The 21538-nt window shown below is 66.3% G+C and carries 19 protein-coding genes; 10 read left to right on the top strand and 9 right to left on the bottom strand.

The window, feature by feature from the left end:
* Positions 1-20: 20 nt before the first annotated feature.
* The 6 genes from NG696_RS04050 to NG696_RS04025 all read right to left on the bottom strand — a co-directional run bounded on the left by NG696_RS04050 (position 21) and on the right by NG696_RS04025 (position 6769).
* Positions 21-665 (bottom strand): putative endonuclease domain-containing protein, encoded by a 645-nt coding sequence (locus NG696_RS04050; protein ID WP_252574156.1) that lies wholly within the window; start codon positions 663-665, stop codon positions 21-23.
* A gap of 347 nt (positions 666-1012) precedes the next feature.
* Positions 1013-1987, bottom strand: coding sequence for a lipid II:glycine glycyltransferase FemX (locus NG696_RS04045; RefSeq protein ID WP_252566388.1), 975 nt, complete (start codon positions 1985-1987; stop codon positions 1013-1015).
* 3 nt (positions 1988-1990) lie between these two features.
* Positions 1991-3241, bottom strand: a complete 1251-nt coding sequence (gene manA / locus NG696_RS04040; protein WP_252566385.1) for a mannose-6-phosphate isomerase, class I — start codon at positions 3239-3241, stop codon at positions 1991-1993.
* A gap of 87 nt (positions 3242-3328) precedes the next feature.
* On the bottom strand, positions 3329-4978 hold the full coding sequence (locus tag NG696_RS04035) for an LCP family protein (RefSeq protein ID WP_252566382.1): 1650 nt from the start codon (positions 4976-4978) through the stop codon (positions 3329-3331).
* A gap of 10 nt (positions 4979-4988) precedes the next feature.
* On the bottom strand, positions 4989-5576 hold the full coding sequence (gene purE, locus NG696_RS04030; RefSeq protein WP_252566379.1) for a 5-(carboxyamino)imidazole ribonucleotide mutase: 588 nt from the start codon (positions 5574-5576) through the stop codon (positions 4989-4991).
* Positions 5573-6769: a 5-(carboxyamino)imidazole ribonucleotide synthase gene (locus tag NG696_RS04025; RefSeq protein ID WP_308291940.1), complete on the bottom strand. Its 1197-nt coding sequence runs from the start codon at positions 6767-6769 to the stop codon at positions 5573-5575. Before NG696_RS04025 ends, purE begins: the two co-directional genes overlap by 4 nt.
* A gap of 173 nt (positions 6770-6942) precedes the next feature.
* On the opposite strand from NG696_RS04025, the gene NG696_RS04020 reads away from it, so the two are divergent.
* Positions 6943-7518 carry a GtrA family protein gene (locus tag NG696_RS04020; protein ID WP_252566376.1) on the top strand — a complete coding sequence of 192 codons (576 nt, stop codon included), beginning with the start codon at positions 6943-6945 and terminating at the stop codon, positions 7516-7518.
* Positions 7519-7528: 10 nt separating this feature from the next.
* On the opposite strand, the gene NG696_RS04015 is transcribed toward NG696_RS04020, so the two are convergent.
* Complete coding sequence (locus NG696_RS04015) at positions 7529-8227, bottom strand: TIGR03089 family protein (RefSeq protein WP_252574154.1); 699 nt, start codon at positions 8225-8227, stop codon at positions 7529-7531.
* A 412-nt stretch (positions 8228-8639) separates the two neighbouring features.
* Between NG696_RS04015 and NG696_RS04010 the strand changes: the two genes are divergently transcribed.
* Genes NG696_RS04010 through NG696_RS04000 form a run of 3 tightly spaced genes read left to right on the top strand, consistent with a single transcriptional unit; the run spans position 8640 to position 14132 of the window.
* Complete coding sequence (locus NG696_RS04010; protein ID WP_252566370.1) at positions 8640-9185, top strand: WhiB family transcriptional regulator; 546 nt, start codon at positions 8640-8642, stop codon at positions 9183-9185.
* Between the two features lie 29 nt (positions 9186-9214).
* On the top strand, positions 9215-12547 hold the full coding sequence (locus NG696_RS04005; protein WP_252574152.1) for a glycosyltransferase family 2 protein: 3333 nt from the start codon (positions 9215-9217) through the stop codon (positions 12545-12547).
* Entirely contained in the window at positions 12540-14132 is a 1593-nt protein-coding gene (locus tag NG696_RS04000; protein ID WP_252566365.1) for a DUF5719 family protein, read from the top strand. Before NG696_RS04005 ends, NG696_RS04000 begins: the two co-directional genes overlap by 8 nt.
* A gap of 19 nt (positions 14133-14151) precedes the next feature.
* Here the strand turns inward: NG696_RS04000 and NG696_RS03995 are convergent, their stop codons facing one another.
* Complete coding sequence (locus NG696_RS03995; protein ID WP_252566362.1) at positions 14152-14667, bottom strand: metallopeptidase family protein; 516 nt, start codon at positions 14665-14667, stop codon at positions 14152-14154.
* 120 nt (positions 14668-14787) lie between these two features.
* Here NG696_RS03995 and NG696_RS03990 point away from each other — a divergent pair, with 120 nt between their 5' ends.
* The 4 genes from NG696_RS03990 (at position 14788) to NG696_RS03975 (ending at position 18385) form a co-directional block, all read left to right on the top strand.
* Positions 14788-15177, top strand: coding sequence for a DUF3499 domain-containing protein (locus NG696_RS03990; protein WP_058929636.1), 390 nt, complete (start codon positions 14788-14790; stop codon positions 15175-15177).
* A gap of 78 nt (positions 15178-15255) precedes the next feature.
* On the top strand, positions 15256-15510 hold the full coding sequence (locus NG696_RS03985) for a Trm112 family protein (protein ID WP_252566359.1): 255 nt from the start codon (positions 15256-15258) through the stop codon (positions 15508-15510).
* A 94-nt stretch (positions 15511-15604) separates the two neighbouring features.
* Entirely contained in the window at positions 15605-17083 is a 1479-nt protein-coding gene (ahcY, locus tag NG696_RS03980) for an adenosylhomocysteinase (RefSeq protein WP_252574150.1), read from the top strand.
* 63 nt (positions 17084-17146) lie between these two features.
* On the top strand, positions 17147-18385 hold the full coding sequence (locus NG696_RS03975; RefSeq protein WP_252566353.1) for a L,D-transpeptidase: 1239 nt from the start codon (positions 17147-17149) through the stop codon (positions 18383-18385).
* A gap of 30 nt (positions 18386-18415) precedes the next feature.
* On the opposite strand, the gene NG696_RS03970 is transcribed toward NG696_RS03975, so the two are convergent.
* Complete coding sequence (locus NG696_RS03970; RefSeq protein ID WP_252574149.1) at positions 18416-19216, bottom strand: RDD family protein; 801 nt, start codon at positions 19214-19216, stop codon at positions 18416-18418.
* Positions 19217-19284: 68 nt separating this feature from the next.
* On the opposite strand from NG696_RS03970, the gene NG696_RS03965 reads away from it, so the two are divergent.
* Both NG696_RS03965 and NG696_RS03960 read left to right on the top strand, forming a co-directional pair.
* A complete protein-coding gene (locus NG696_RS03965; RefSeq protein ID WP_252574148.1) occupies positions 19285-20277 on the top strand; it encodes a stage II sporulation protein M in 993 nt (330 codons plus the stop codon).
* A 123-nt stretch (positions 20278-20400) separates the two neighbouring features.
* Entirely contained in the window at positions 20401-21495 is a 1095-nt protein-coding gene (locus NG696_RS03960) for a TIGR01906 family membrane protein (RefSeq protein ID WP_252566345.1), read from the top strand.
* Positions 21496-21538 lie beyond the last annotated feature (43 nt).

Here is a 21538-nt window from a genome sequence, read left to right as displayed (position 1 = left end):
GGCCCCGGAACTGTGGGGACTCAAGTGTCCGTTCGCGCGTGTCCCCTGCCTCGCGAGCCATTTTGGACGTCCCCGGACCGGTGGCGGGACTGCAAGGCGGCCTTCACCAGTTCGAGGACGAAGGGTTTGTCTCCCTCAAGGTCCTCTTTGAAGACCCTGACTTCCGTCCAGCCGGGCCGCTCAGTGACGGTCCGGCGCTTGTCGTCGAGCCGCACTTGCCGGGCATCCGAGTGATGGGAGCCGTCGTACTGTAGCGCCAACCGGTGCTGAGTGTACGCAGCATCCGGCCACACCGCGGGCTGCCCCCAGCCATTGCGGATCATGTGGTTCAAAGCCGGTTCACCGAGGCCCGTGCGCGCCAGTGCCAGCCGCATCTTTGTTTCCTGTGGGGAATCGGCACCAACCCTGATTTCGTCGATGGCCAGCCGTGCCGTCTTCATGCCCCTCAGTCCCGGATGTGCGGCGATCATGGGGTTCAAATCACTAATTGTGGCCAGTGGCACTTTGGGCCGGGGAAAGTCCGTTCCGTGGCTGGCAACCACGGAATCGCCGACGGCAATCAATTCATCAACGGTGACCAGATTTGCCAAATCCAGCCAAGTCCGGGCTGGCGAGGTGACGCGGACGCCGTCGTGCATCAGAACCTCGCCCGGCTTGAACGTCATCCGGTGGCCTACGACGTTCTGGCGCCGGGGTCTGCTGCCTTCCCGTTCCCGCGCCACGTGGATCCGCCAGTCTTCCTCGAGCCACGAGTGGCAGCCCCAACTCCCATATTCTGCCGCCCGAGTTGCGCAACACCCCGAAAGCCGCCGCGGTGGCCGACGTAAATGATCCGGTAAGTAGCTCCTCAGGGAGCGGTGCGAGGCCCATACTTCAGTGTGCACACGTCCGGCGGTGGCAAAGAGGTTATCCACAGGCATTCTCCGCTCGAATGCGCGAGAGGACACCTGTGTCCCTTGGCCAGAGGCTCCGGGAGGGGCTTAAATGACCGTTCGCGCGGGGGTGAGGGGCTTTAAGTGACCGTTCGCGCCGGGCGCGCGGAGGGGGAGCGGAGGGCGCGGAGCTTGTCGCGCAGCTTGCGGGCCAGTTGGTAGGCGTTGTACCGGAGCCTCTGCACCGGGAGATCCCAGGTGCCGGGGTACGCCACCTCGCGGCCGCCGAAGGACTTCTTGAACGCGGTGAATCCTGCCCATTTGTGGCTGGGCTGGTCCGCGGGCGCAACACCCCACAGGTCGACGTGTTTCAGGCCGCGTTCCTTGGCGTCCGCCATCAGGGTCACCAGGAGCGGTATCCCCGCACTGAGCTTGCGGTGCGTGTCATCCAGGGCTGCGTGGGCATACGTCCGGGTATCCGCGGAATCGTAGGCCAACGCCGCGGCGATGGGACCGCCGTGCAGTTCGGCGATAAACAGCGTCGCGGCGCCTGCCGGCATGAGGGAGGCCGCCACCTGCGTCAGGTACGCGTCGCTCTGCGGCTTGAAGCCGTTCCGCCGGGATGTCATGTGCAGGAAGTTCAGCAGGATCCTGATGTCGTCCGGGTCCTGCGACGTCCGGAAGGTGACGCCCTTCTTGTGGATGTTCCGGTAGAGGTTCCGGTTCACGGGCTTCATCGCGGCCAGGACGTCCTTGAAGTCACCTTCGAGGTCAACGATCCAGCTGAGTTCAGGCTGCTGGTTCACGGGCGCCGGCTGCAAGCCGCGCCGGCTGAGGTCCGCGGCGGCCGGCATCTCGAGTCCGGCGGACACCGGCTCAATCCGGACAAACACAGCCCCGCACGACCGTGCCGTTGCCGCCAGGGCGGCCAGGGCGGCGTCGAACGCCTCCGCGGAGGATGCCACCGGCCCGTAGGGGGCGTACAGGACCTTTCCGGCCGGGTTTTTCTCCTCGACGGCCAGGAAGCTCCAGCCCGGGCCGGACTGCTGATGGACTGTGCGGCCAAGCGACGACTGGACATCCGCCCAGGCAGGCGTCTGCAGGAAGAATTCCACGGCTCAGGCCTTCAGGGATGTGGTCACGGCGAAGGCAACGGCAGGGGACTCGGCACCGGCCACCGGGTGGACATTGACCGGTGCTTCCGCGGCGGGCAGGAAAGCGCTGCCCCCGCGGGCCAGCTGCAGGTCGCCCTTGGGCGAATCGAGATACACCGATCCGGCAACGACAATAACGACGACGGCACCCGCCTGGGCCAGCGGCACCGGCTCCGCGCCGGGTGCCAGTTCGATCCGCTGAAGCTGGAACTCCCGGAAGGGCGGCTGGTAGAGCTCCTGGCCAAGGCCGGACACTTCCGGCGTGAGCAGGGGGACTGCCACCGGCTGGAATTCGATGGTCCGCAGCAGCTCGGGCACATCGATGTATTTCGGCGTCAGCCCGCCGCGGAGCACGTTGTCCGAGGACGCCATGACTTCAACACCCAACCCATGCAGGTAGGCATGCACGTTGCCCGCGGGGAGGTAGACGGCCTCGCCGGGGGCCAGCGAAATCCTGTTCAGCAGCAGCGAAATCAGCACACCGGGATCACCCGGGTACTTCTCGTTGAGGCTGATGACCGTGGACAGTTCTGCCTGGTACGGTGCCAGCGGAGCGCCGGAGATCAGGGCGGCCGCCACCATCGCTGTCGTGTGGGAGACCTCTTCGCCGCCCTTGATCAGCCGCTCGAAGGCAGTCCTGAGGCCGGCACCCTCGTCCGGGTTGTCCAGGACCTCGAGCAGCTCCACCAGCAGGGGCGGGATCCCGGTTTCCACCAGGTCGAAGCAGGCGGCAAGGTGGAGCAGAATCTTCCGGGTTGCTGCCGGAGAACGGAACCCGCAGAGCGCTTCGAACGGTGTCAGCGCGAAGATCATTTCGGGCTTGTGGTTGTCATCGCGGTAGTTGCGGTGCGTGGCATCGGGCGCAATGCCTTCAGCATTTTCCCGGGCGAATCCGGCTTTGGCCTGGTCGATGCTGGGATGAACCTGGAGGGACAACGGCAGCGCGGCAGCAAGGATCTTGGTCAGGAACGGGAGCCGCGGGCCAAACTCGGCCACAGATTCGCTGCCCAGGAAATGGTCCGGATCTTCGGCGATCAAGGCGTCCAGCGGTGCCACGGAGCCGTCCACCCGGCGGGCCATTGAAGGGGCGCCGGGGTGGGCGCCGATCCAGAGTTCGGCTTCGGGACGACCGGACTCGGGGCGTCCCAGCAGCCCGGCGATAGCGGTTGTGGATCCCCAGGCGTAGTCGCGGAGGACGTTTTCAATTTCGTACACAGCCGGTATCCATTCTTGGTCTTCAGGTCTACGTAGTCTTGCAGTCACGTGCTGCGGCCGGGTTTTCCAGGCGACGGCGCAGCGGGCCTAGAGCGGCGCGCATTGGCCGTTGGTGGCCACGAGTTCACGCAGCGCCTGTTCGTTGCCTTCGCGTTTGAGCTGGTTCAGCATCGCCTCGGTGATCGGCTCGCCGTCGGGCGTTGTGGTCACCGGCGTGAAGTCCGACGACGGCGGGGCAGTCTGCGCGCGGACTCCACCGGCTGCCAGGAACGCAGCCGTGGGCAGCTGCGAGGACGCCTGCAGCCGTCCGCCGGCCGCGGCGGGCTGCAAGATGCCGTCGACCGGCGTGGCAGCCTGGGGCTGCCCCGACGCGGAGGCCAGGAGCTGGTCCACCTTCTCGTGGATGATGTCAAAGTCGGGCACGGTGGAGAAGGATGCGTCAAAATCAGGTGGCCCGATGGTCAGCCGTTTGACTTCCTGGCCTTTGGCCTTCATGGCGAGATCCACGAAACTGCCCAGCTGGGAGGAGGAGATGTTGGAATCCACCACTTTGGTGCCTGCGCTGGCGATGTCCTCGAATTTGGACACCAGCGTGGCCGGATCCAGCTGTTTGAGCATGGCCTGTTGGACACACTGCTGACGCTGGATCCGGGCGTAGTCGTCGACGAATTCGCGCGAGCGTCCGTACCAAAGTGCGCGGTCGCCATCGAGTGTTTGTTCACCGGCGGGAATCCAGCCCAAGGGCATGCCATGAGTGCGGGTAACTTCGTCGAAGTAGCCGCTCATAGGCACCCAGCCGCCGGCCTTGATCCGGATTCCGCCCATGGCGTCGATCAGCTTGGCGAAGCCATCCATGTCCACCAGCACGTAGGCCTGGACCGTGATCCCGAGGGTCCCCGATACCGCCTCAAGGGTGGCCTGGGCGCCGGGGTCTGCGACGCCCGGGTACAGGTCCGCGTGCTCGTTGGTCACTTCGGTGTTGATGGCATTGATGAGGCACGCGTCGCCGCAGTCGTAGCCGTCCGGGTAGATCTCGCGCATGGGCGAGCCTTCGCTGAACTGGGCGTTCTGCAGGTTGCGCGGCACGGAGATGATGGCTGTCTGGCCGGTCTTTGCGTCCACGCTGAGTACGGACAGGCTGTCCGGGCGCCTGCCTGTACGGTCGTCGCCGGCGTCACCGCCCATCATCAGGAAGTTGTAGCGGCCGTCCACGGGATCGATCGCTGGTCCCCCCGCGAAGATGCTGCCGATGGCGTTGCGGCTCACATTCAGCAGGTACGCGGCATACCCGAGGGTGCCGCTGCTCAGGACCAGGGCGAGGAACATGGCGATGCCGACGGCGGGACGCGCCGCCGGTGCCAGCAGGACGGGGCGGATCAGCCGGAGTGTGTTGATGAACAGGCACGCCCATCCGAGCGCCAGGGCCACCAGGACCAGGATGATCACCAGCGAGGCAAACTGATTGGTGAGGATGTTGATCAGGAGCGACCGGTTCACGGCCAGCAGCAGCAGGGTGACCGCCAGCAAAGCCCAGGCGGTCAGGGTGACGCGCAGGGCAATCCGGCCGAGCTTGCGGTCGCCGGCCACAATCTGGGCGCTGCCGGGCACCAGAAGGGTCATCAGGACCAGGGCAAAGCCCCGTTTGGTCCGGACAGGGGCTGAGGCGCTGGTCGGATACCGGACGGGATCAGTGATGATCGTGCCGGTGGCTGGCTGCTGCGGTTCGCTTCTGGACATGTCCGGTTCCTTAACGGCTGCCCCGGAGAACACCATTGCCGTCGGCGAAGACTTCGCTGACTTTCTGCCTGAGGTTGGCTCCCTTGCGGGTGGCGACGTCGTTGAGTTCCTGGGCGAAGTGCACGAGGTCGGCGCGGAGCGAGGCTGCCAGTTCGTCCGTGCCCGACGCGAGGATCCGGACCGCGAGCAGGCCTGCGTTCCGGGCACCGGCAATGGACACGGTGGCTACGGGAACGCCGGCCGGCATTTGCACGATGGAGAGGAGGGAATCCATGCCGTCCAGGGTCTTCAGCGGGACCGGGACGCCAATAACGGGCAGGGGAGTCACGCTCGCCAGCATGCCGGGAAGGTGGGCAGCTCCGCCGGCGCCCGCGATGATGATGCGCAGCCCGCGTTCGTGGGCGGTCTGGCCGTACCGGATCATTTCGGTGGGCATCCGGTGTGCGGAGATCACATCGGCTTCAAAAGGGATGCCGAACTCAGCCAATGCATCCGCGGCGGCCTCCATGACCGGCCAATCCGAGTCTGAGCCCATGACCAGCCCAACGATGGGACGGGGGCCGGTGCGGGCGGTGCCGGTGGTGGTTTCGGTGGTCATGCGTTCTCCTCGGAAATCCGTGCTGATTCTTCGGTGGGAACCCGGCCGTCGCGGATGATGGCCGCCACACGGGTTGCGCGTTGCCGGACCGAGTCCACATCATCCGTGGAGGTCCCTACGAGGTTGACATGGCCAATCTTGCGTCCCGGACGCACTGACTTGCCGTAGCAGTGGACCTTGGCGGCCGGCTCGCTGGCGAGGGCGGCCGGGTAGGCGGAAAACAGATCCTGGTTGTCGCCGCCCAGGAAGTTTTTCATGACCACTATCGGGCCCAGGATGTCGGTGGCACCCAGCGGCAGGTCCAGGACCGCCCGCAGGTGCTGCTCAAACTGGCTGGTGACCGAACCGTCCTGGGTCCAGTGGCCGGTGTTGTGGGGGCGCATCGCGAGTTCGTTGATCAGGAAGCCGGCGCCGGAGCCCGGTGTTTCAAAGAGTTCCGCCGCCATGACTCCGGTGACGCCCAGTTCCGTGGCGACGCGCAGTGCCGCGTCTTCCGCAGCCGCGGCGACCTCGAGGGGGATGTCCAGGGCAGGGGCGATGACTTCGTCGCAGACGCCGTCCACCTGGATGGTGTGCACCACCGGCCATGCTCTCGCTTCGCCGCCCGGGGTCCGCGCCACCAGCGCGGACAGTTCGCGGCTGAACTCAACTTTGGCTTCGGCGAGGAGCGGGCTCATGGCTTCGAACCACGGAGCAGCCTCTTCGGCGGCCTCGGCGGAGTCGATGATCCGCACGCCCTTGCCGTCGTAGCCGCCGCGGGGCATCTTGAGGACAACGGGCCAACCCGTTTCTTCGCCGAAGACCACGAGCGCGGCGACGTCAGCGACAGCAGCCCAGGTGGGGTTCGGGAGCCCAAGGCTGTCGATGGCGGCCCTCATCACCAGCTTGTCCTGGGCATTAACCAGGGCGTCCGGACCGGGCTGGACATTCACGCCGGCGGCCAAAAGCGCGCGGAGGTGGTCCGTGGGGACGTGTTCGTGGTCGAACGTCATGACATCCAGGCCGTCCGCGAAGTCGAGGAGAGTCTGGAGGTCCTTGTAGTCGCCCACCGGTGAAGTGGACACAGCCGACACGGCTGAAACGTCCTCCGCCTCAGCCAGGACACGGAGTTCAAAGCCAAGGGCGGTAGCGGCCGGGGCCATCATGCGCGCGAGTTGGCCGCCGCCAACCACGCCGATTACTGGAAAAGTCACATATGCCAGCCTACAGAAAAGCTCACGGGATCCGGGCTTTGGGACGTCGGGGGGCCCGCTTTTCGGGTATTTCCGCGATCACCCTGCACTCCGCGTGGGGCCGGTTCACCGATTTCGGGTCTAAAATAGACCTCTGGCCGTGTGGCCCAATGAACGGACGGCCATGGAGGGTCATGTTTAGCGCACTTGCAGATCGTATCCGGGGGCTCGCCTCGCTATTTTGGCGTGAAGTGGCCAAGTTCGGAGCCGTGGGCGGGGTGGCCTTCGTCATTGACTCGGCAATCTTCATCTGGCTGTTCACCGGTCCGATGCACGGCAGCGAGGTCTGGGCCAAGGCCGTGGCAACCATCGTGGCAAGCATCTTCTCGTGGGTTGCCAACCGTTACTGGACGTTCCGCCACCGCAAGCAGGCCAACGTGGCCCGTGAGGCCGTGCTCTTCGCCATCATGAACCTCGTGGGACTGCTGATCGCCTCAGGCTGCGTCTGGTTCGCGAAGTACATCCTGGACCTGAACGACAAGCCCTCGCTCTTTATAGCCGGCAGCGTGGTGGGCCTGGTTCTGGGCACCATCTTCCGCTTCTTCGCTTACCGGTTCTGGGTCTTCAACGAAGAACTGGACCAGGAACCGGAGTTCTCCCACGACCACGAGCTCATCGAGCGGCACCACCAGGAGAAGGCTGCTGCTGCCGCCGCCCAGCGCGGGGAACAGCCGGACAGGGACTCACAAGAAAGCCGCCGTCAGCCCTGACGCAGGAAAACTATTTGCCGTGGATGCGTTCCGCGGCCAGCAGCTTGTCCGTCAGTTCCACATCGGGGTGCGCCAGCACCACTGAACCACCGCTGTGCCACGCGCCGAGCGAGTTCGCCAGCGCCGGCTCCAGCCCTTCAGAAGCCGGGACCAGAAGCCTGACGCCTTCCTCATGCGACGCCGCAAAACCAGTGATCAGGCTTTCGTGGATGTGCCGCTGGCCTCCGCCAGCCCGAATGGCACAGCCGGCCGCCGAAGGGTCCGTGTGTGCCATAAAGACGTCACCATGGGAGCGGACCTCGGCGGCGTAGTCGATGACTCCGGCAGGCAGGTCACCCGGCCACCGCATCGCCAGGGCCGGCAGCGCGACGGCGATAACGGCGTCGTGCTTCCCCACAACGGTTCCGGGCCGGTCGGTGACGAGGAGCTCCGCCTCCCCGCCGTCCAGGACTGTTTCCATGCCCAGCTGCCAGGCGGCCAGTGCCCAGATCATTGACTTCCAGTGGGCTGGCAGGTCAAGGGTCAGCCGCATGCCGGGCTCGGCATCGAGTTCGTCCTGCAGCAGATTGCTCGTTTTTGCCACCCAGTTGTCCAGCACACGACCGGAGAGTTCCACGCGCTCGGAGTCCGGGCCGTACCAGGTCAGGCGGGGCGACGTGGCGTGGCCGGAACGCAGGGTGGTCATCAGATCTATCGCCGGGATACTCATGGCTTTATCTTGTCACGGACCCCATGGGGCGTCCGTGGCGGGGATGCCGCGCGCCGAGTCCCTAAGGATCCCAGGCGGGTCCCGCAGGGCTGTGATGTTACTCACAGGAGTTTGTCATCTTATTTGTCTAATTCGGGCTGCGCCTGTATTTTTGGCAGCTACTCAGCGGAAACGGGACCTTTTGGCCGCCGATGCGGACCGTCAGGCCTCCGGCGCGCGGGGACTTCGAAAAACTCCCGGGCGTGGCGTGCCAGCGATTGGCCCGGAAAGTTGATTATTATCCCGTCCACGGCTTGACTCCCTACTAGTTACACGCGTGTAATTAGATATCGAAAGTCACTGCATCAATACGGACACGCAACCGAGTGTCCAAGTATTCAGGCAAGGGCTGCAACATTTGGGGAGGGTCGCAGTGGGGCAAGCAGAGCGTATCCATGAAGATGCCGTCGTCGCTGGACTGGCAACGGCTAAATACCGCGCACGGGGGGTGCCGAGCGACTGGTACGTCGATCCCGCGGATCCCGACGCCGCGGACCGCCATAACCGCAACACCAATGACTCCCTCCAGAACCAGGCCACAGCCTTCCTGGCGGCGCACGAAGCACTCCTTGACGGCGGACACGATCAGGACGATGACGACCTGGATCCGCCCATGGAACTACGCACCCCGGCACAGGGAACAAGTACTCAGCCGGTGTGGATCGGACTGCCGTTCAGGCAGGACTTCGACGACGAAGGCGAACTCGGCTGGCAGACTGATGCATTGTGCGCGCAAACGGATCCGGAAGCCTTCTTCCCGGAGAAGGGCGGATCCACGCGCGACGCCAAGAAGGTCTGCGGTGCATGCAATGTGCGGTCGCAGTGCCTGGAATATGCGCTGGCAAACGACGAACGGTTTGGCATTTGGGGTGGCCTTTCCGAGCGTGAGCGCCGGCGGCTAAGGAAGCGAGCAATCTAATTCTTCAGGAAGTACATGTCACTGCCGTTGTGGTGTCCCACAACGGCAGTGCCTATCTCCCCAGAACCCTGGCTGCCCTCGCGGACCAGACCCGGCCCGCGGACTCCGTCATCGGAGTGGACACCGGATCGCGTGACGACTCCGCCGTCCTCCTGGAACGGGCCTTCGGCGCAACCAATGTGAGCACCTTTCCGCCCGGCAAGAGCGGCATGGGCGGCGCCGTGCGCGCCGGGCTCAACACGCACGCGCCCTGGGCAGGCCAGTCCCAGCGCGCCGCCACCGAGTGGGTCTGGCTGCTTCACGACGATGCGGCTCCGGCCCCGGAGGCGCTGGCCGAACTCCTCAGTGCCGTGGAACGCGCACCATCCGTGACCGTGGCCGGCTGCAAGCAACTGGACTGGCACGTGGAACGCCGGCTGATCGACGTCGGACTCTCCACCAGCCGCTGGGCCGAGCGGCTTACCCTGATCGATGCCGACGAACTGGACCAGGGCCAGTACAACGGCCGCACTGACACGTTTGCGGTGAACTCGGCCGGCATGCTGGTCCGCCGTGATATCTGGGAGCTCCTGAAGGGCTTCGACCCCGCGCTGCCGGGCACCGGCGACGACGTCGACTTCTGCTGGCGCAACCGCCTCGCCGGGCACCGTGTGGTGGTAGTTCCCACCGCACGGATGTTCCACGTAGCCCACCGGCCCCATGCCCAGGGCAACGCTTCCGCGGCGCGAAAAGCCCAGGTCCATCTGCGCCTCAAGCACGCCCCGCTGTGGAAGGTGCCTATCCATGCTGTCGGTGCGCTGCTGGGCAGCATCTTCAAGCTCGTGCTCAGCATCGCGGTCAAGGATCCCGGGCACGGTTTCTCCCAGCTTGTGGCCACATTCGCTGCCCTGGCCCGGCCCGGTGCCGTGGCAAAGGCCCGCAGGACCGCGGCAAACAGCCGGCGGATCCGGCGGTCCGTCATCAAGAAGCTGCAGACGCCCCGGCGTGAAGTCTGGAACCACCGCCGCTCCCTGATGGAAGCCCTGGGCGCCGACAACTCCACGGCCGATGGCCTGGTCCATGACCCCCTGGCGGACCAGCCCACGGGGGACTCATCAGATGACTTCGCTGCCCTGACCACCACCGAACGGGGTTGGGTGGGGACCGGCGCCATCGCCGCCATCGTCATCGCGTCCGTGGCTTCCCTCACGGCGCTCACCGGGCTGTTCCGGGCCGACGCTGTTTCCGGTGGAGGCCTCATTCCGGTGTCCTCCACCCTTGGCGAAATCTGGCACCACGCCTCCAGCTCGTGGATCAGCCTGGGGGCAGGGCTTCCGGGCAAGGGCGACCCCTTCGGCTATGTGCTGTGGATCCTTGGCCTGCTCGGCGGGGGAGACGCCAACGCGGCCATGGCCTGGCTCCTGCTGCTCGCCGCCCCGCTTTCCGGGCTGACCGCATGGTTTGCGGCCGGGGGCCTGACCATCCGGCGCCGCTTCCGCCTCGTTGCCGCACTCTTCTGGGCGGCCGCTCCTGCCTTGCAGATAGCACTGAACCAGGGCCGAGCCGGTGCCTTGGTGGCCCACATCATGATTCCGCTGCTGGTCCTGGCACTCCTGCGCGCCACCGGGTCCGCTGTGGGCCACGGACGGTTCATTGTCCCGTCCGCGGATGACCGGCGTTTCACCGAAAAACCACCCGCACGGCCTGGGATCAACGGCATGCCGTCCTGGACCGCTGCCGCCGCCGCAGGGTTGACGCTGGGTGTTGTGACCGCGTCGGCGCCTTCACTGCTAGTCCCGGCCGTTGTGGTTATTGTGCTCTGCGGGCTGATGCTTGGCCGCCGTGGCCGCACCGTGTGGTGGGCTCTTTTGCCCAGCGCCGCGCTCTTTCTCCCCTTCGGGCTGTCCGTTATCGACCGGCCGCGGGCATTGCTGGCAGACCCGGGTGTTCCGCTGGGATTCGAGGCGGCCCCGCTGTGGCAGCAGTTCCTGGGCCAGCCGCTGCTGTTCTCCGCCGAAGGTGGCCTGTCCGGCCTTCCGTTCTTCAGCGGCCAGGCGATCCCATGGGCACTCGTGCTCGCACTGCTGCTGGCCGTTCCCGTCCTGCTGCTTGCCGTTGCCGCCCTGTTCCTCCCGGGTAAGCGCAGCAGGACGGCACATGTTCTCTGGGTGGCGGCTCTGGTGATCTTCGCCGGTGGCTGGCTCGCAGGGCACGTTGCCACCGGGGCAACTGCCGACACCCTGGTGACACCCTTCACCGGTCCGGCCGTCTCCGCCGCCGGGTTCGCCCTGCTCGGGGCAGCCCTGATCGGTGCAGAGCGTTTGCTTGATGCCGCGGACCGGGCGGCGTCGCCGAGTATTCGGCGCAACGTGGCCCTTCGCTCCGCGACGGCCCTTGCCATGCTGGTGCTGCTTGCCGGTCCGCTGGCCGGCATGGCGGTGTGGTCGGCGCAGAACCTGCTCCGTTCCTCAGTCGTTGCCCTCCCGGCCGACGTGCCGGCAGGGCCCGCGCTGGGAACGCCAAGGCTGGTGGAGCCAGGCAGCGCCCGGACGCTTCCCGCCACCGCCATAGACCGTGGCACCGGGCCGGAGCAGACACGCACGCTGCTGATCAGCACCCAGGAGAACGGCGCCTTTGACGCGGCCCTGATGCGCGGTGCCGGGACCACCCTGGACAGCTTGTCAACGATTGCCGCCGCCCGGAACATCCTGGGCGCGCCCGGCCAGGAGTCGGTCAGGGAGGACGACGACGTCACGGCGTCCATCCGCAGCGTGGTGGCCACGCTTGTGGCCGGCCAAGGCGTGGACCCCCGTCCCGAGCTTGAGCGCCTCGGTGCCGGATTCGTGGTGCTGCGCTCGGCAGATACCGCCGCCCAGCTCACGGCCAGCAGGATGGACGCAGTTCCGGGGCTCGTTGCCGTCGGCCAGACGGATGTCGGCTGGCTCTGGCGGATTACGCCGCTGAACCAGCCGGTACTGCAGCCCGCCGACGTTGCCCATCGCGTCAGGATCGTGGACGGCGCCGGCGCCACTGTGGCGCTGGTGCCCTCCAAATACGACGACGTCGACACTCCCGTCGCCGAGGGACCGGAAGGGCGGCTGGTGGTGCTCGCCGAACGGGCGGACCCGGGATGGAGGGCCTGGTTCGACGGGCGGAAGCTCACTGCCACGACATCCGGCTCGGCCCAGGCCTTTACCTTGCCTGCCACCGCCGGCCAGCTGACCATCCGCTACGACGCCCCTTGGGCCCTCTGGTCCGGAATCGCACAGATCACAGTGATCGGACTCACTGTAATGCTCGCCATTCCCATGCCCGCGCGCCGGCCCAACACAGGGCTCTCGAGGGACGAGGGATCTTTGCGTAAGGAACACCAGAATGCATAAGGACGCAGCCCGCAGGACCCCGCGCAAGCAGATGCTGGCAGGCATGGTCTCGGCCGTGGCGATTGTGGCCGCAGCAGGCGCGGGACTCGCTGCCGCCTCGGTCGCTCCGCAGCCGGCAGGGAGCCGCAGCATCCCGGCCGTGCTGGCTGCAGTTCCCGCAGGCGCCAGCGCGGGGGTGTGTCCTGGCCCGGCCCGCCTGCTCGAAGGAACGGAGGCGGGCACCGACCCCCAGTTCAGCCCCGAATCCGCGACCGCCAAGAGCGCTGTCACGGGCGCCGTCCTGAGCGCTCCCGGCGGTGTCCTTCCCGGCAGCAGGCTCGCCGCCCTTGACGGGACGCCCGCCGTCGAGATCGCCAAGGACGGCAGCCAGCCCGGCCAGGGGACAGGTCCCCAGGACCTGACCGCCGGCGTCCTCGCCGGGCACAGCGTGGATGACGCCAGCCTCCTGAGCGCCGACGCCCAGGCAGGCCAGAAGCCCTCAGCCGCCGGGCTTATGAAATTCACGGCCACGGACGGTGACCTGCAGGGCTCGGCGGCTGCCAATTGCCAGCCGCCCGCCAACGACCTCTGGCTCTCCGGTGCCAGCACCACCGTGGGCCGCGCCTCCGTCCTTGTCCTCAGCAACGCCTCAAGCACACCTGCCACCGTCAGCCTGGAGCTCTTCGGCAGCAAGGGTCAGATCCAGGCCCCAGGCAGCAGGGGGCTGCTGGTCGCTCCGGGAGGTACCCGCTCAATCGTCCTGGCTGGCCTGGCCCCTGGTGAAGCCCAGCTCACGGTCCATGTCCGGAGCGCGGGCGGTCCCGTGGCCGCGGCCATCCAGCAGAGTGTCCTGAGGGGACTGACGCCCGGCGGCGTCGACTTCATTGCTCCGGGCGCCGCTCCGGCCGCACGGCAGGTCATGACCGGCGTCGACATCCAGGACGCCGGCGCGATCTCCGCCCTCACGGGAAACAGCGGCTTCAACGACGCCGGCCCCGCGCTGGCCATCACTGTTCCGGGACCGTCGGACGCGGTGGTGGAGGTCAAGCTCTTCGGTCGTGATGGCCAGAAAGCGCTCCCCGGCGGCGGCGTTGTCACGGCAAGAGCCGGGGCCGTCACCGAGATTTCGCTGGCTGGCGTCCCCGCCGGCCACTACACGGTGTCCACCAGTTCGGACGTGTCGTTTGTGGCCGCAACCCGCGTCACCCGGGGCGTCACGAACGAGAAGGCCTCGGACGTTGCCTGGGCTGCCTCCGGTGTCCGGCTGGGAAGCCAGCATGTGGTGCCCGTGCCCCAGGGCGGTGACCGAACCCTCGTGTTCGGCGTCCTCGAGAACCGGGCCACGGTCTCCTACGCTGCCATCACCGCGGACGGCAAGATCCGCGCGGCAGCCACTGCCGACGTCGCCGGCGGCACCACAACGTCCATCAAGGTATCCGAGAAGGTGGACGAGTCGGAAGTGGTGGCGTACGTTGTCTCCGCGTCAGGTGACGCTGTCTACGGCGCGCTGCTCCTGGAGCAGGAAGGCCGGGACGACGTCTCCACGGTGGCCTTCACGCCGGCGGCTTCAGGGCAGGAAAAAGTGCCGGTTTCCCTGGGATACTGACCGGCCAGTACCGGCGGCGTCAGTACCGGCGGCGGTAGACCGGATCCAGGGTCTCCGGCGCTACGCCGAGCATTTCGGCGGTGTGTTCCACCACGACGTCGTGCACCAGGTCCTGGAGTTCCTCCCGGCTGGCGCAACCCTGCTCAACCACCCGGCGGTACAGGGTGATCACCGGGCCCTCCTCTGCCGTGGCGGGAGTGTAGACGCCCATGGGAGGCGGGGCGGCGTCGGCCACCAGTTGCTCCAGCTGCGGTGGTATTTCGTCGACGGCAAACCGGACGCCGTCGAGCGTTTTGCCCCAGATGTCGTGGAGTCGCTGCGCGGAATCCAGCACCATGTCGTCAAAGCGGTCCGACCGCGTCCGATAACCGGGGTGCGTTGGCAACACCAGCTCCCCGCGCAGGCCGCGGCCGTGGCGGTTCCGGCGGCGCATCGCAAAGCTTCGGCCGGGCGAACCCGAACCCGTTTCTGCGGCGCGGTCATCCGGGTCAGCCAAACGGACCGTAAAAGCTGAATCTTGGTTCGATGACTGCATACCTTGACTGTAAACCCGGGCGCAGAATTACGCGACATAACCCCGGTTTTCGCGCCAAGGCGCGGCGCCGATTCGGCAAATACTCCAAACAAGTTGGGATACGGAGTAGTCTGTGATGTCGTGGGAGCTATCCGTCAATGTTCAAGGTCAGCCTGCCGTCAGTCGGCGGTGGCAACTTTGACGTACGTCTATGCCGACTCCACCGCCGTCCTGGGTCCGCTTGCCACCTACGCCGAGCCGCATTGTTACGATTTGTGCGAGCAGCACGCCGGGTCGCTGACGGTGCCCCGCGGCTGGGAAGTGCTTCGCCTGGCGATGCCCACAAGCCCGCAGCAGCCCGGACCGGACGACCTCCTGGCCCTCGCCAACGCGGTCCGCGAAGCAGCGGCCCAGCCGCCCAAGTCGCAGACCACGCCTGGTCAGCGTGGCTCGCATTCAGCACTGGAGGCCCCGGCCGGCACCGAAGGCGTCCGCCGGGGGCATCTGCGCGTCCTGCGCGAACCTTCCTGAGGCGGATCTGGCGGTAGGCTGGAACCTGCTAATCAGTCAGCCAACGGCGCGAACGCGCCCCTGTCGGGAGCACCAATCATGCCAAAGATCAGTCCTGAACTGTTGTCCGTCCTCCGCTGTCCCGTGACCGGATCGACCCTGGTCCAGGAAGGCGAAGAGCTTGTGTCGACGGTGGCGGGAGATTCGGGTGTGAAGCTGCGCTACCCGATCGAGGACGGTATTCCGCTGCTGCTGCCGCCGGAACTTCTCCAGGCCGCCACGGCTGCCGGTTCGGACCAGCACGATCCCGCCGTCCGGCCGGCCACGGACCCAAGTCGGGCAGGTACTGCATAGGCAACGCCTGGACAACCCGCACCCCCACCAGCAGTCGACTTTCGCGCAGAGGCTTCAACGCCGTCGCCGCCATCGGACAAAGCAAAGGAACCCCATGACATTTGACTACAAGGTAGCCGACATCTCGCTGGCCGAAGCCGGCCGCCACCAGATCCGCCTGGCCGAGCACGAGATGCCAGGCCTCATGACACTCCGCAAGGAGTTCGGACCCACCCAGCCGCTGAAGGGCGCCCGGATCGCCGGATCCCTTCACATGACGGTCCAGACTGCCGTCCTGATCGAAACCCTCACAGCCCTCGGTGCCGAGGTCCGCTGGGCCTCCTGCAACATCTTCTCCACCCAGGACGATGCCGCCGCAGCCGTCGTGGTGGGCAAGGGAACGGTCGAGGACCCGCAGGGTGTCCCGGTGTTCGCCTGGAAGGGCGAGACGCTGGAGGAATACTGGTGGACTGCACAGCAGATCCTGGCCTGGCCGGGCGCGGACACCAATCCGGAGCTCGGCCCGAATATGATCCTGGACGACGGCGGCGATGCCACCATGCTGGTCCACAAGGGCGTTGAGTTCGAAGCTGCCGGCGCTGTACCTGCTGCAGACGAAGACGAGTCCGAGGAAGGCCGGATCTTCCTGGACGTGCTTCGCGCCTCGCTGCAGGAAGATCCGCAGCGGTGGACCCGGATCGGGGCCAGCCTGCGCGGCGTCACCGAGGAAACCACCACCGGCGTGCACCGGCTCTACCAGCTGGCTGAACAGGGCAAGCTGCTGTTCCCGGCCATCAACGTCAACGACTCGGTCACCAAGAGCAAGTTCGACAACAAGTACGGCATCCGCCACTCGCTGCCTGACGGCATCAACCGCGCCACCGACGTCCTGATGGGCGGCAAGGTGGCCGTCGTCTGCGGTTATGGCGACGTCGGCAAGGGAGCCGCAGAAGCATTCCGCGGCCAGGGTTCCCGCGTCATCGTCACAGAGATCGATCCCATCTGTGCCCTCCAGGCAGCCATGGACGGCTACCAGGTGGCCAAGCTGGAGTCGGTGCTGAGCCAAGGCCACATCTTCATCACCACCACCGGGAACAAGGACGTTATCCTGGCCGAACACATGGCCGGCATGCGTGACAAAGCCATCGTGGGCAACATCGGCCACTTCGACAACGAGATCGACATGGCTGGCCTGGCGCGGATCCCCGGCATCAAAAAGGTGGAGATCAAGCCGCAGGTGCATGAGTGGGTGCTCGACGCCGGGACCGCCGAAGAGCGCTCCATCATCGTCCTGTCCGAGGGACGCCTGTTGAACCTGGGCAACGCCACCGGCCACCCGTCCTTCGTGATGAGCAACTCGTTCGCCAACCAGACCATCGCCCAGATCGAGCTGTGGACCAAGCGGGACCAGCCCGAAGGCGAACGCGAATACAGCAACCAAGTCTATGTCCTGCCCAAGATCCTGGACGAAAAGGTTGCCCGCCTGCACCTCGACGCCCTCGACGTGGAGCTTACGGAACTCTCCAAGGAACAGGCCGACTACCTGGACCTGGACATCGCCGGACCGTACAAGCCCGAGCACTATCGTTACTGACGTGTGATGCCCCGGGTGCAGACGGTGCCCGGGGCTGTTATGTCCAAGCATTAAGATCGGACTATGGAACCTGTAGTTAAGCCACGCCGGCGGGGGACCGCCAAGAAGATTCTCTTGGTGGCAGCCGTGTGTGTCCTTGCCGCAACGGGCGGCGTGTTCGCCGCCGTCGCGCCGGGTTTTGCGCGCGGTGGCCTGGAGTCCGAAGCCAGCTCCGCAGTCCGGTCCGCACCGGGAGTCGCATCGCCCGTGGTGGCCCCGGTCAACGTGGACGTCACGCCGGCCAACGCCGCAAAGCAGGTGAACCCGGCCACGCCGGTGTCGCTCAAGGTGGGCAACGGCAGGATCGAGAGCGTCACGCTGACCAGCACCGCCGGTGAAGTAGTCCACGGCACGTTCGCAGGGGACGGCAGCAGCTGGACTGCGACCGACCCGCTGAAATTCAACACCGAGTACAGCTACACGTATGTGGTCACTGACGGGGCGGGACGGGATACCAGCACCACAAACTCGTTCAGCACGGTTTCGAGCACGCACGAGGCGGATGCCGCCATCTACCCGCTGGACGGGATGAAGGTTGGCGTGGGCCAGCCGCTGCAGGTCATCTTCAGCGAACCGGTGGTCAACCGGGATGCCGTGGAGAAGGCCATCAAAATCACCTCCAGCGCAGGGCAGGCCGGGGCCTTCCACTGGTTCAGCGACACCATGGTCCGGTACCGCCCGGAAGCCTTCTGGGCGGCGAACTCCACCGTCACCATGGACATGCAGCTTTTCGGCGTGGACCTCGGCAACGGCCAGATTGCCAACTTCAATAAAAAGGTCACCGTGAATTTCGGTGACAAGCGGGTGGCTATCGCCGATGCCGCCGCACACACTTTCACGCTCAGCGTTAATGACCAGGTAGTGAAAACCCTCCCGGTCAGCATGGGCGATCAGCGCTTCCCGTCAGCGCGCGGCTACGCGGTTCTGATGGAAAAGAACCGCTATGACCACTTCCGGGCGGCCAGCATCGGACTCAAGCCCGGCGATCCGGCCTACTACGGCGAAGTGGACGTGGAGTATGCCATCCGCCTCACCCTGAGCGGCGCCTACATCCACCAGGCGCTGGAGTCCGCCTACCCCTTCATCGGCAACACGAACGTCTCACACGGCTGCATCGGGTTCGCCCCCGACGGCGCCGCCTGGGTTTTCGACAACATGACCACCGGCGATGTGGTTCAGATCATCAACACCGAAGGCGACTACGCCGCCGTCGACGACGGCTATGGCGACTGGAACATCCCCTGGGCAGAGTACAACAACTAAGCACCGTTCGGCCAAGGCCCAGGCCCAGGCCTAGGGGCCGAACGGCAGGCGGTCCAACCGCTCCGCCGTGGCCGAGTTCCGGCGCCGGGACTGCTGCAGCCGCGCGAGTTCACGGTGACGGCGTTCGGCGGTAACGGCCGCCAGGTACTGGTCCGGGCTGGTTCCCGGGGGCGGCGGAGGGGCCACATGCCCGGCCAGTTCCGTGGCGATCGACTCGGCCATTCCGGCGGCGGACAGCGGTGACATGCGCCCGGCCTGCCGGATGAATTGGGCAGCCTGCCGTGCGGTCGCATCCGGAATCCGTCCGATGTCCGCTGCTGAGGCCCAGGCCTGAAGCTGTGGGGGTACAAAGACGCGGACCGGTACCTCCACCGGCAAGCGCCGGCGCAGCGCATACGTGCCGGCGAGGATGTCACCCAGCCGTTTGGAGCGGCTGTTGAAGAGGGCGACGCCGATGGCGAGGCCGCCCAGGGTCAGGTAGATTTCCAGGAATCCGGTCAGCCCCCGGATCACGGCGTGGCGGAACCGGATGGCGCCGCCGTCGTCCCGGACCACGCGCAGGCCGGCCGCCAGTTTTCCGAGCGAGAGCCCCCGGGTGAGGGTCTCCACGGCTACCGGGACAATCACGAAGCAGAAGACCACGCTCACCAGCGTCAGCGCCCGCATTGCCGCCTCGTCAAGGTCCTGGCCGGCGGCTGCGACGCCCAGCAGGATCAGGACCAGCAGGATGATGTTGAACAGGACATCCAGCAGCAGGCCAAGGGCACGGGCGGCGAAGGATGCGGGGCGCAATTCCAGGACCACGGCCTCGCCGGTGATTATCGAACCCAAGCGGATACCCCAATCCCTTGTCAACCATCCTGCGGACGATCACAGTCTATGGCGGCTAGGCTATTGCCGTGGATATGGATGCCTTCTCCGCCGCCAACGGGGACAAGTGGTCAAGGCTGCACCAGCTCGCCCATAAGCGGCGCCTCAGCGGCGAAGAGGCCGATGAACTGCTGCGCCTTTACCAGTCGACTTCGGCTCACCTTTCCTTCATCCGGTCGATTGCCCCGGAGAGTGGCCTGTCTGCGTCATTGTCCGCCACCCTTGCCCAGGCCCGGACCCGTTTCACGGGCGCACGGTCCAACGTGATGGCGGACCTGGCCCGGTTCTTCGTGGCTGCCCTGCCGGCGGCTTTGTACCGCCTGCGGTGGCTGACGGTGGTGTGTGGCGCCGCATTTGTCCTGGTCGCGGGCGCCTACGCGCTATGGATCGGGACGTCCCCCGAGGCCCTGCGGTCCGTTGCCTCCGAGGCTGCGGTCCGGCAGTACGTCGAGGAAGACTTCATTGATTACTATTCGGAGAATCCTGCGGCCTCGTTTGCGGGGGCCGTCTGGACCAACAATGCCTGGATCAGCGCGCAGGCGGTGGCACTGGGCATCACCGGCTTCTGGGTACCCATGATCCTGTTCACGAACGCCCAGGGCGTCGGGATCGCCGCCGGAGTTTTCGCCGCCGTGGGCCAGCAGGATGTCTTTTACAGCTACATCCTGCCGCATGGCCTGATGGAGCTGACGGCTGTTTTTATTGCCTGCGCGGCGGGCTTGAGGATCTTCTGGGCCATGGTGTCCCCGGGGCCACGGACGCGGGGACGGGCCGTGGCGGACGAAGGCAGGTCGCTGATCACCGTGGCCCTGGGGTTGGTGCTGGTGCTGTTCGTTTCGGGAATAGTGGAAGGTTTTGTCACGCCCAGCCCGCTTCCGGTATGGGCCAAGATCGGCATCGGTTTGGCGGTGCTGGCTGCCTACTGGGGCTACGTCCTGGTATGGGGACGGCGGGCCTATGACGCCGGTGAACGCGGCGACTTGGTGGCTGGCGACGCTGGATACAGCGAAATCGCCGCATGAATCCGGGAGCGACGGGGTGGCTCCTCGCCCTCGTGGAGGAGCGGGCGGTAGGCTCGATATCAGATACACGGCGCTGCCCGGATCAGAGCCGGCGGCGTGGAACCCAACGGAAGTGACGCTGCTGTGAACGACAATTCGCCGACCCCTGCCAAACGCACGGAGCCGCAGCCGGATCCGGACCTGGATACTTCGTCGGACTCGGAAGAGCCAGCTTTTGCCTGGCTGAAAGACTCCGGCTCCAGCACTCCCGACGTGTCCCCATCACGTAGCGGTGCCGGGCAGGGCGGTGTCACCCAGCCCGAAAGCCGCGCCGGCCGCAAAGCCGCGGAGGCCGCCGTCGAACCTCCCGCCGTCGTACCTTCTGTAGAAGAGTCACTCCGCAAAGAACCGTCCGCCCAGGGTGCCACCCGAAACGGTGCCCACTTCAGCGAGCCGCTGCCCACGTCAGCGCTGCAGGTCCGTCCGCCGCAGGAGGACGTGGAGCGCCGCAACGCGGAGCGCGAAAGCGCAGCAAACGCCAAGCCTGTGGCCCCGCGCATCTGGCAAGTCCTGCTGGCCCTTTTCTACCCGGTGATCCTGCTGGTGCTGGCCGTCCGCGCGGTCACCAGCCCGCTGTTCCTGTGGGCCGAGTACAACAGGCCCGGGTTCCCGGGCGACGGGTACGGGTTCAGCACCGACGACCGGATGACGTACGGTTCCTACGCGGTTGACTACCTCAGCAACTGGGCAGGGCCGCGGTACCTGGGTGATCTGGTCAACCGCAGCGGCGGGGACCTTTTCAAGGACGGCGAAGTCAGCCACATGGCCGACGTGAAAGTTGTCATCCTTTCCGCGTTTGGCGGGGGAGCACTCCTGATCGTCCTCAGCCTCGTGGCCATCGCATACCTGCGCCGCCGCAGCACCGGCGGTGTGCGCCGCGGACTCTTCGCGGGATCCATTGTTGCGCTGGCGATCATCCTGGGCCTTGGCGCGTTGGCCGTGCTCGGCTGGCAGCAGTTCTTCACCGAATTCCATCGGATCTTCTTTGCCAGCGGTTCCTGGACGTTTGCCCTTGAAGACACCCTGATCAGGCTGTTCCCGGGCCAGTTCTGGATCGATGCCGTCATTGTCATCGCCGCGCTGGTCCTCCTGGCGGCCCTGGTGACGCTCATCCTCACTTGGCCCACCCGCCGCCGTCGCGGCCTGGCCAAGGATGAGCCGATCGCCGCTGAGGCGTAGCCCCAAGCAACTGCACGTGCTCAGCCGTTTATTTTGCCGGGCT

It is taken from the genome of Pseudarthrobacter cellobiosi (assembly GCF_023913755.1).
GTDB classification, from domain to species: Bacteria; Actinomycetota; Actinomycetes; order Actinomycetales; family Micrococcaceae; genus Arthrobacter; species Arthrobacter cellobiosi.
This window is presented reverse-complemented; position numbering and strand designations above follow the sequence as displayed.

What these genes read in the sequence shown, in the direction of transcription:
- NG696_RS04015 (WP_252574154.1), bottom strand. Translation starts at nt 8,227, where the DNA reads ATGAGTATCCCGGCGATAGATCTGATGACCACCCTGCGTTCCGGCCAC.
- purE (WP_252566379.1), bottom strand. Translation starts at nt 5,576, where the DNA reads ATGACCACCGAAACCACCACCGGCACCGCCCGCACCGGCCCCCGTCCC.
- NG696_RS04020 (WP_252566376.1), top strand. Translation starts at nt 6,943, where the DNA reads ATGTTTAGCGCACTTGCAGATCGTATCCGGGGGCTCGCCTCGCTATTT.
- NG696_RS03985 (WP_252566359.1), top strand. Translation starts at nt 15,256, where the DNA reads ATGCCAAAGATCAGTCCTGAACTGTTGTCCGTCCTCCGCTGTCCCGTG.
- NG696_RS03995 (WP_252566362.1), bottom strand. Translation starts at nt 14,667, where the DNA reads ATGCAGTCATCGAACCAAGATTCAGCTTTTACGGTCCGTTTGGCTGAC.
- NG696_RS03975 (WP_252566353.1), top strand. Translation starts at nt 17,147, where the DNA reads ATGGAACCTGTAGTTAAGCCACGCCGGCGGGGGACCGCCAAGAAGATT.
- NG696_RS04000 (WP_252566365.1), top strand. Translation starts at nt 12,540, where the DNA reads ATGCATAAGGACGCAGCCCGCAGGACCCCGCGCAAGCAGATGCTGGCA.
- NG696_RS04035 (WP_252566382.1), bottom strand. Translation starts at nt 4,978, where the DNA reads ATGTCCAGAAGCGAACCGCAGCAGCCAGCCACCGGCACGATCATCACT.
- ahcY (WP_252574150.1), top strand. Translation starts at nt 15,605, where the DNA reads ATGACATTTGACTACAAGGTAGCCGACATCTCGCTGGCCGAAGCCGGC.
- NG696_RS04050 (WP_252574156.1), bottom strand. Translation starts at nt 665, where the DNA reads ATGACGTTCAAGCCGGGCGAGGTTCTGATGCACGACGGCGTCCGCGTC.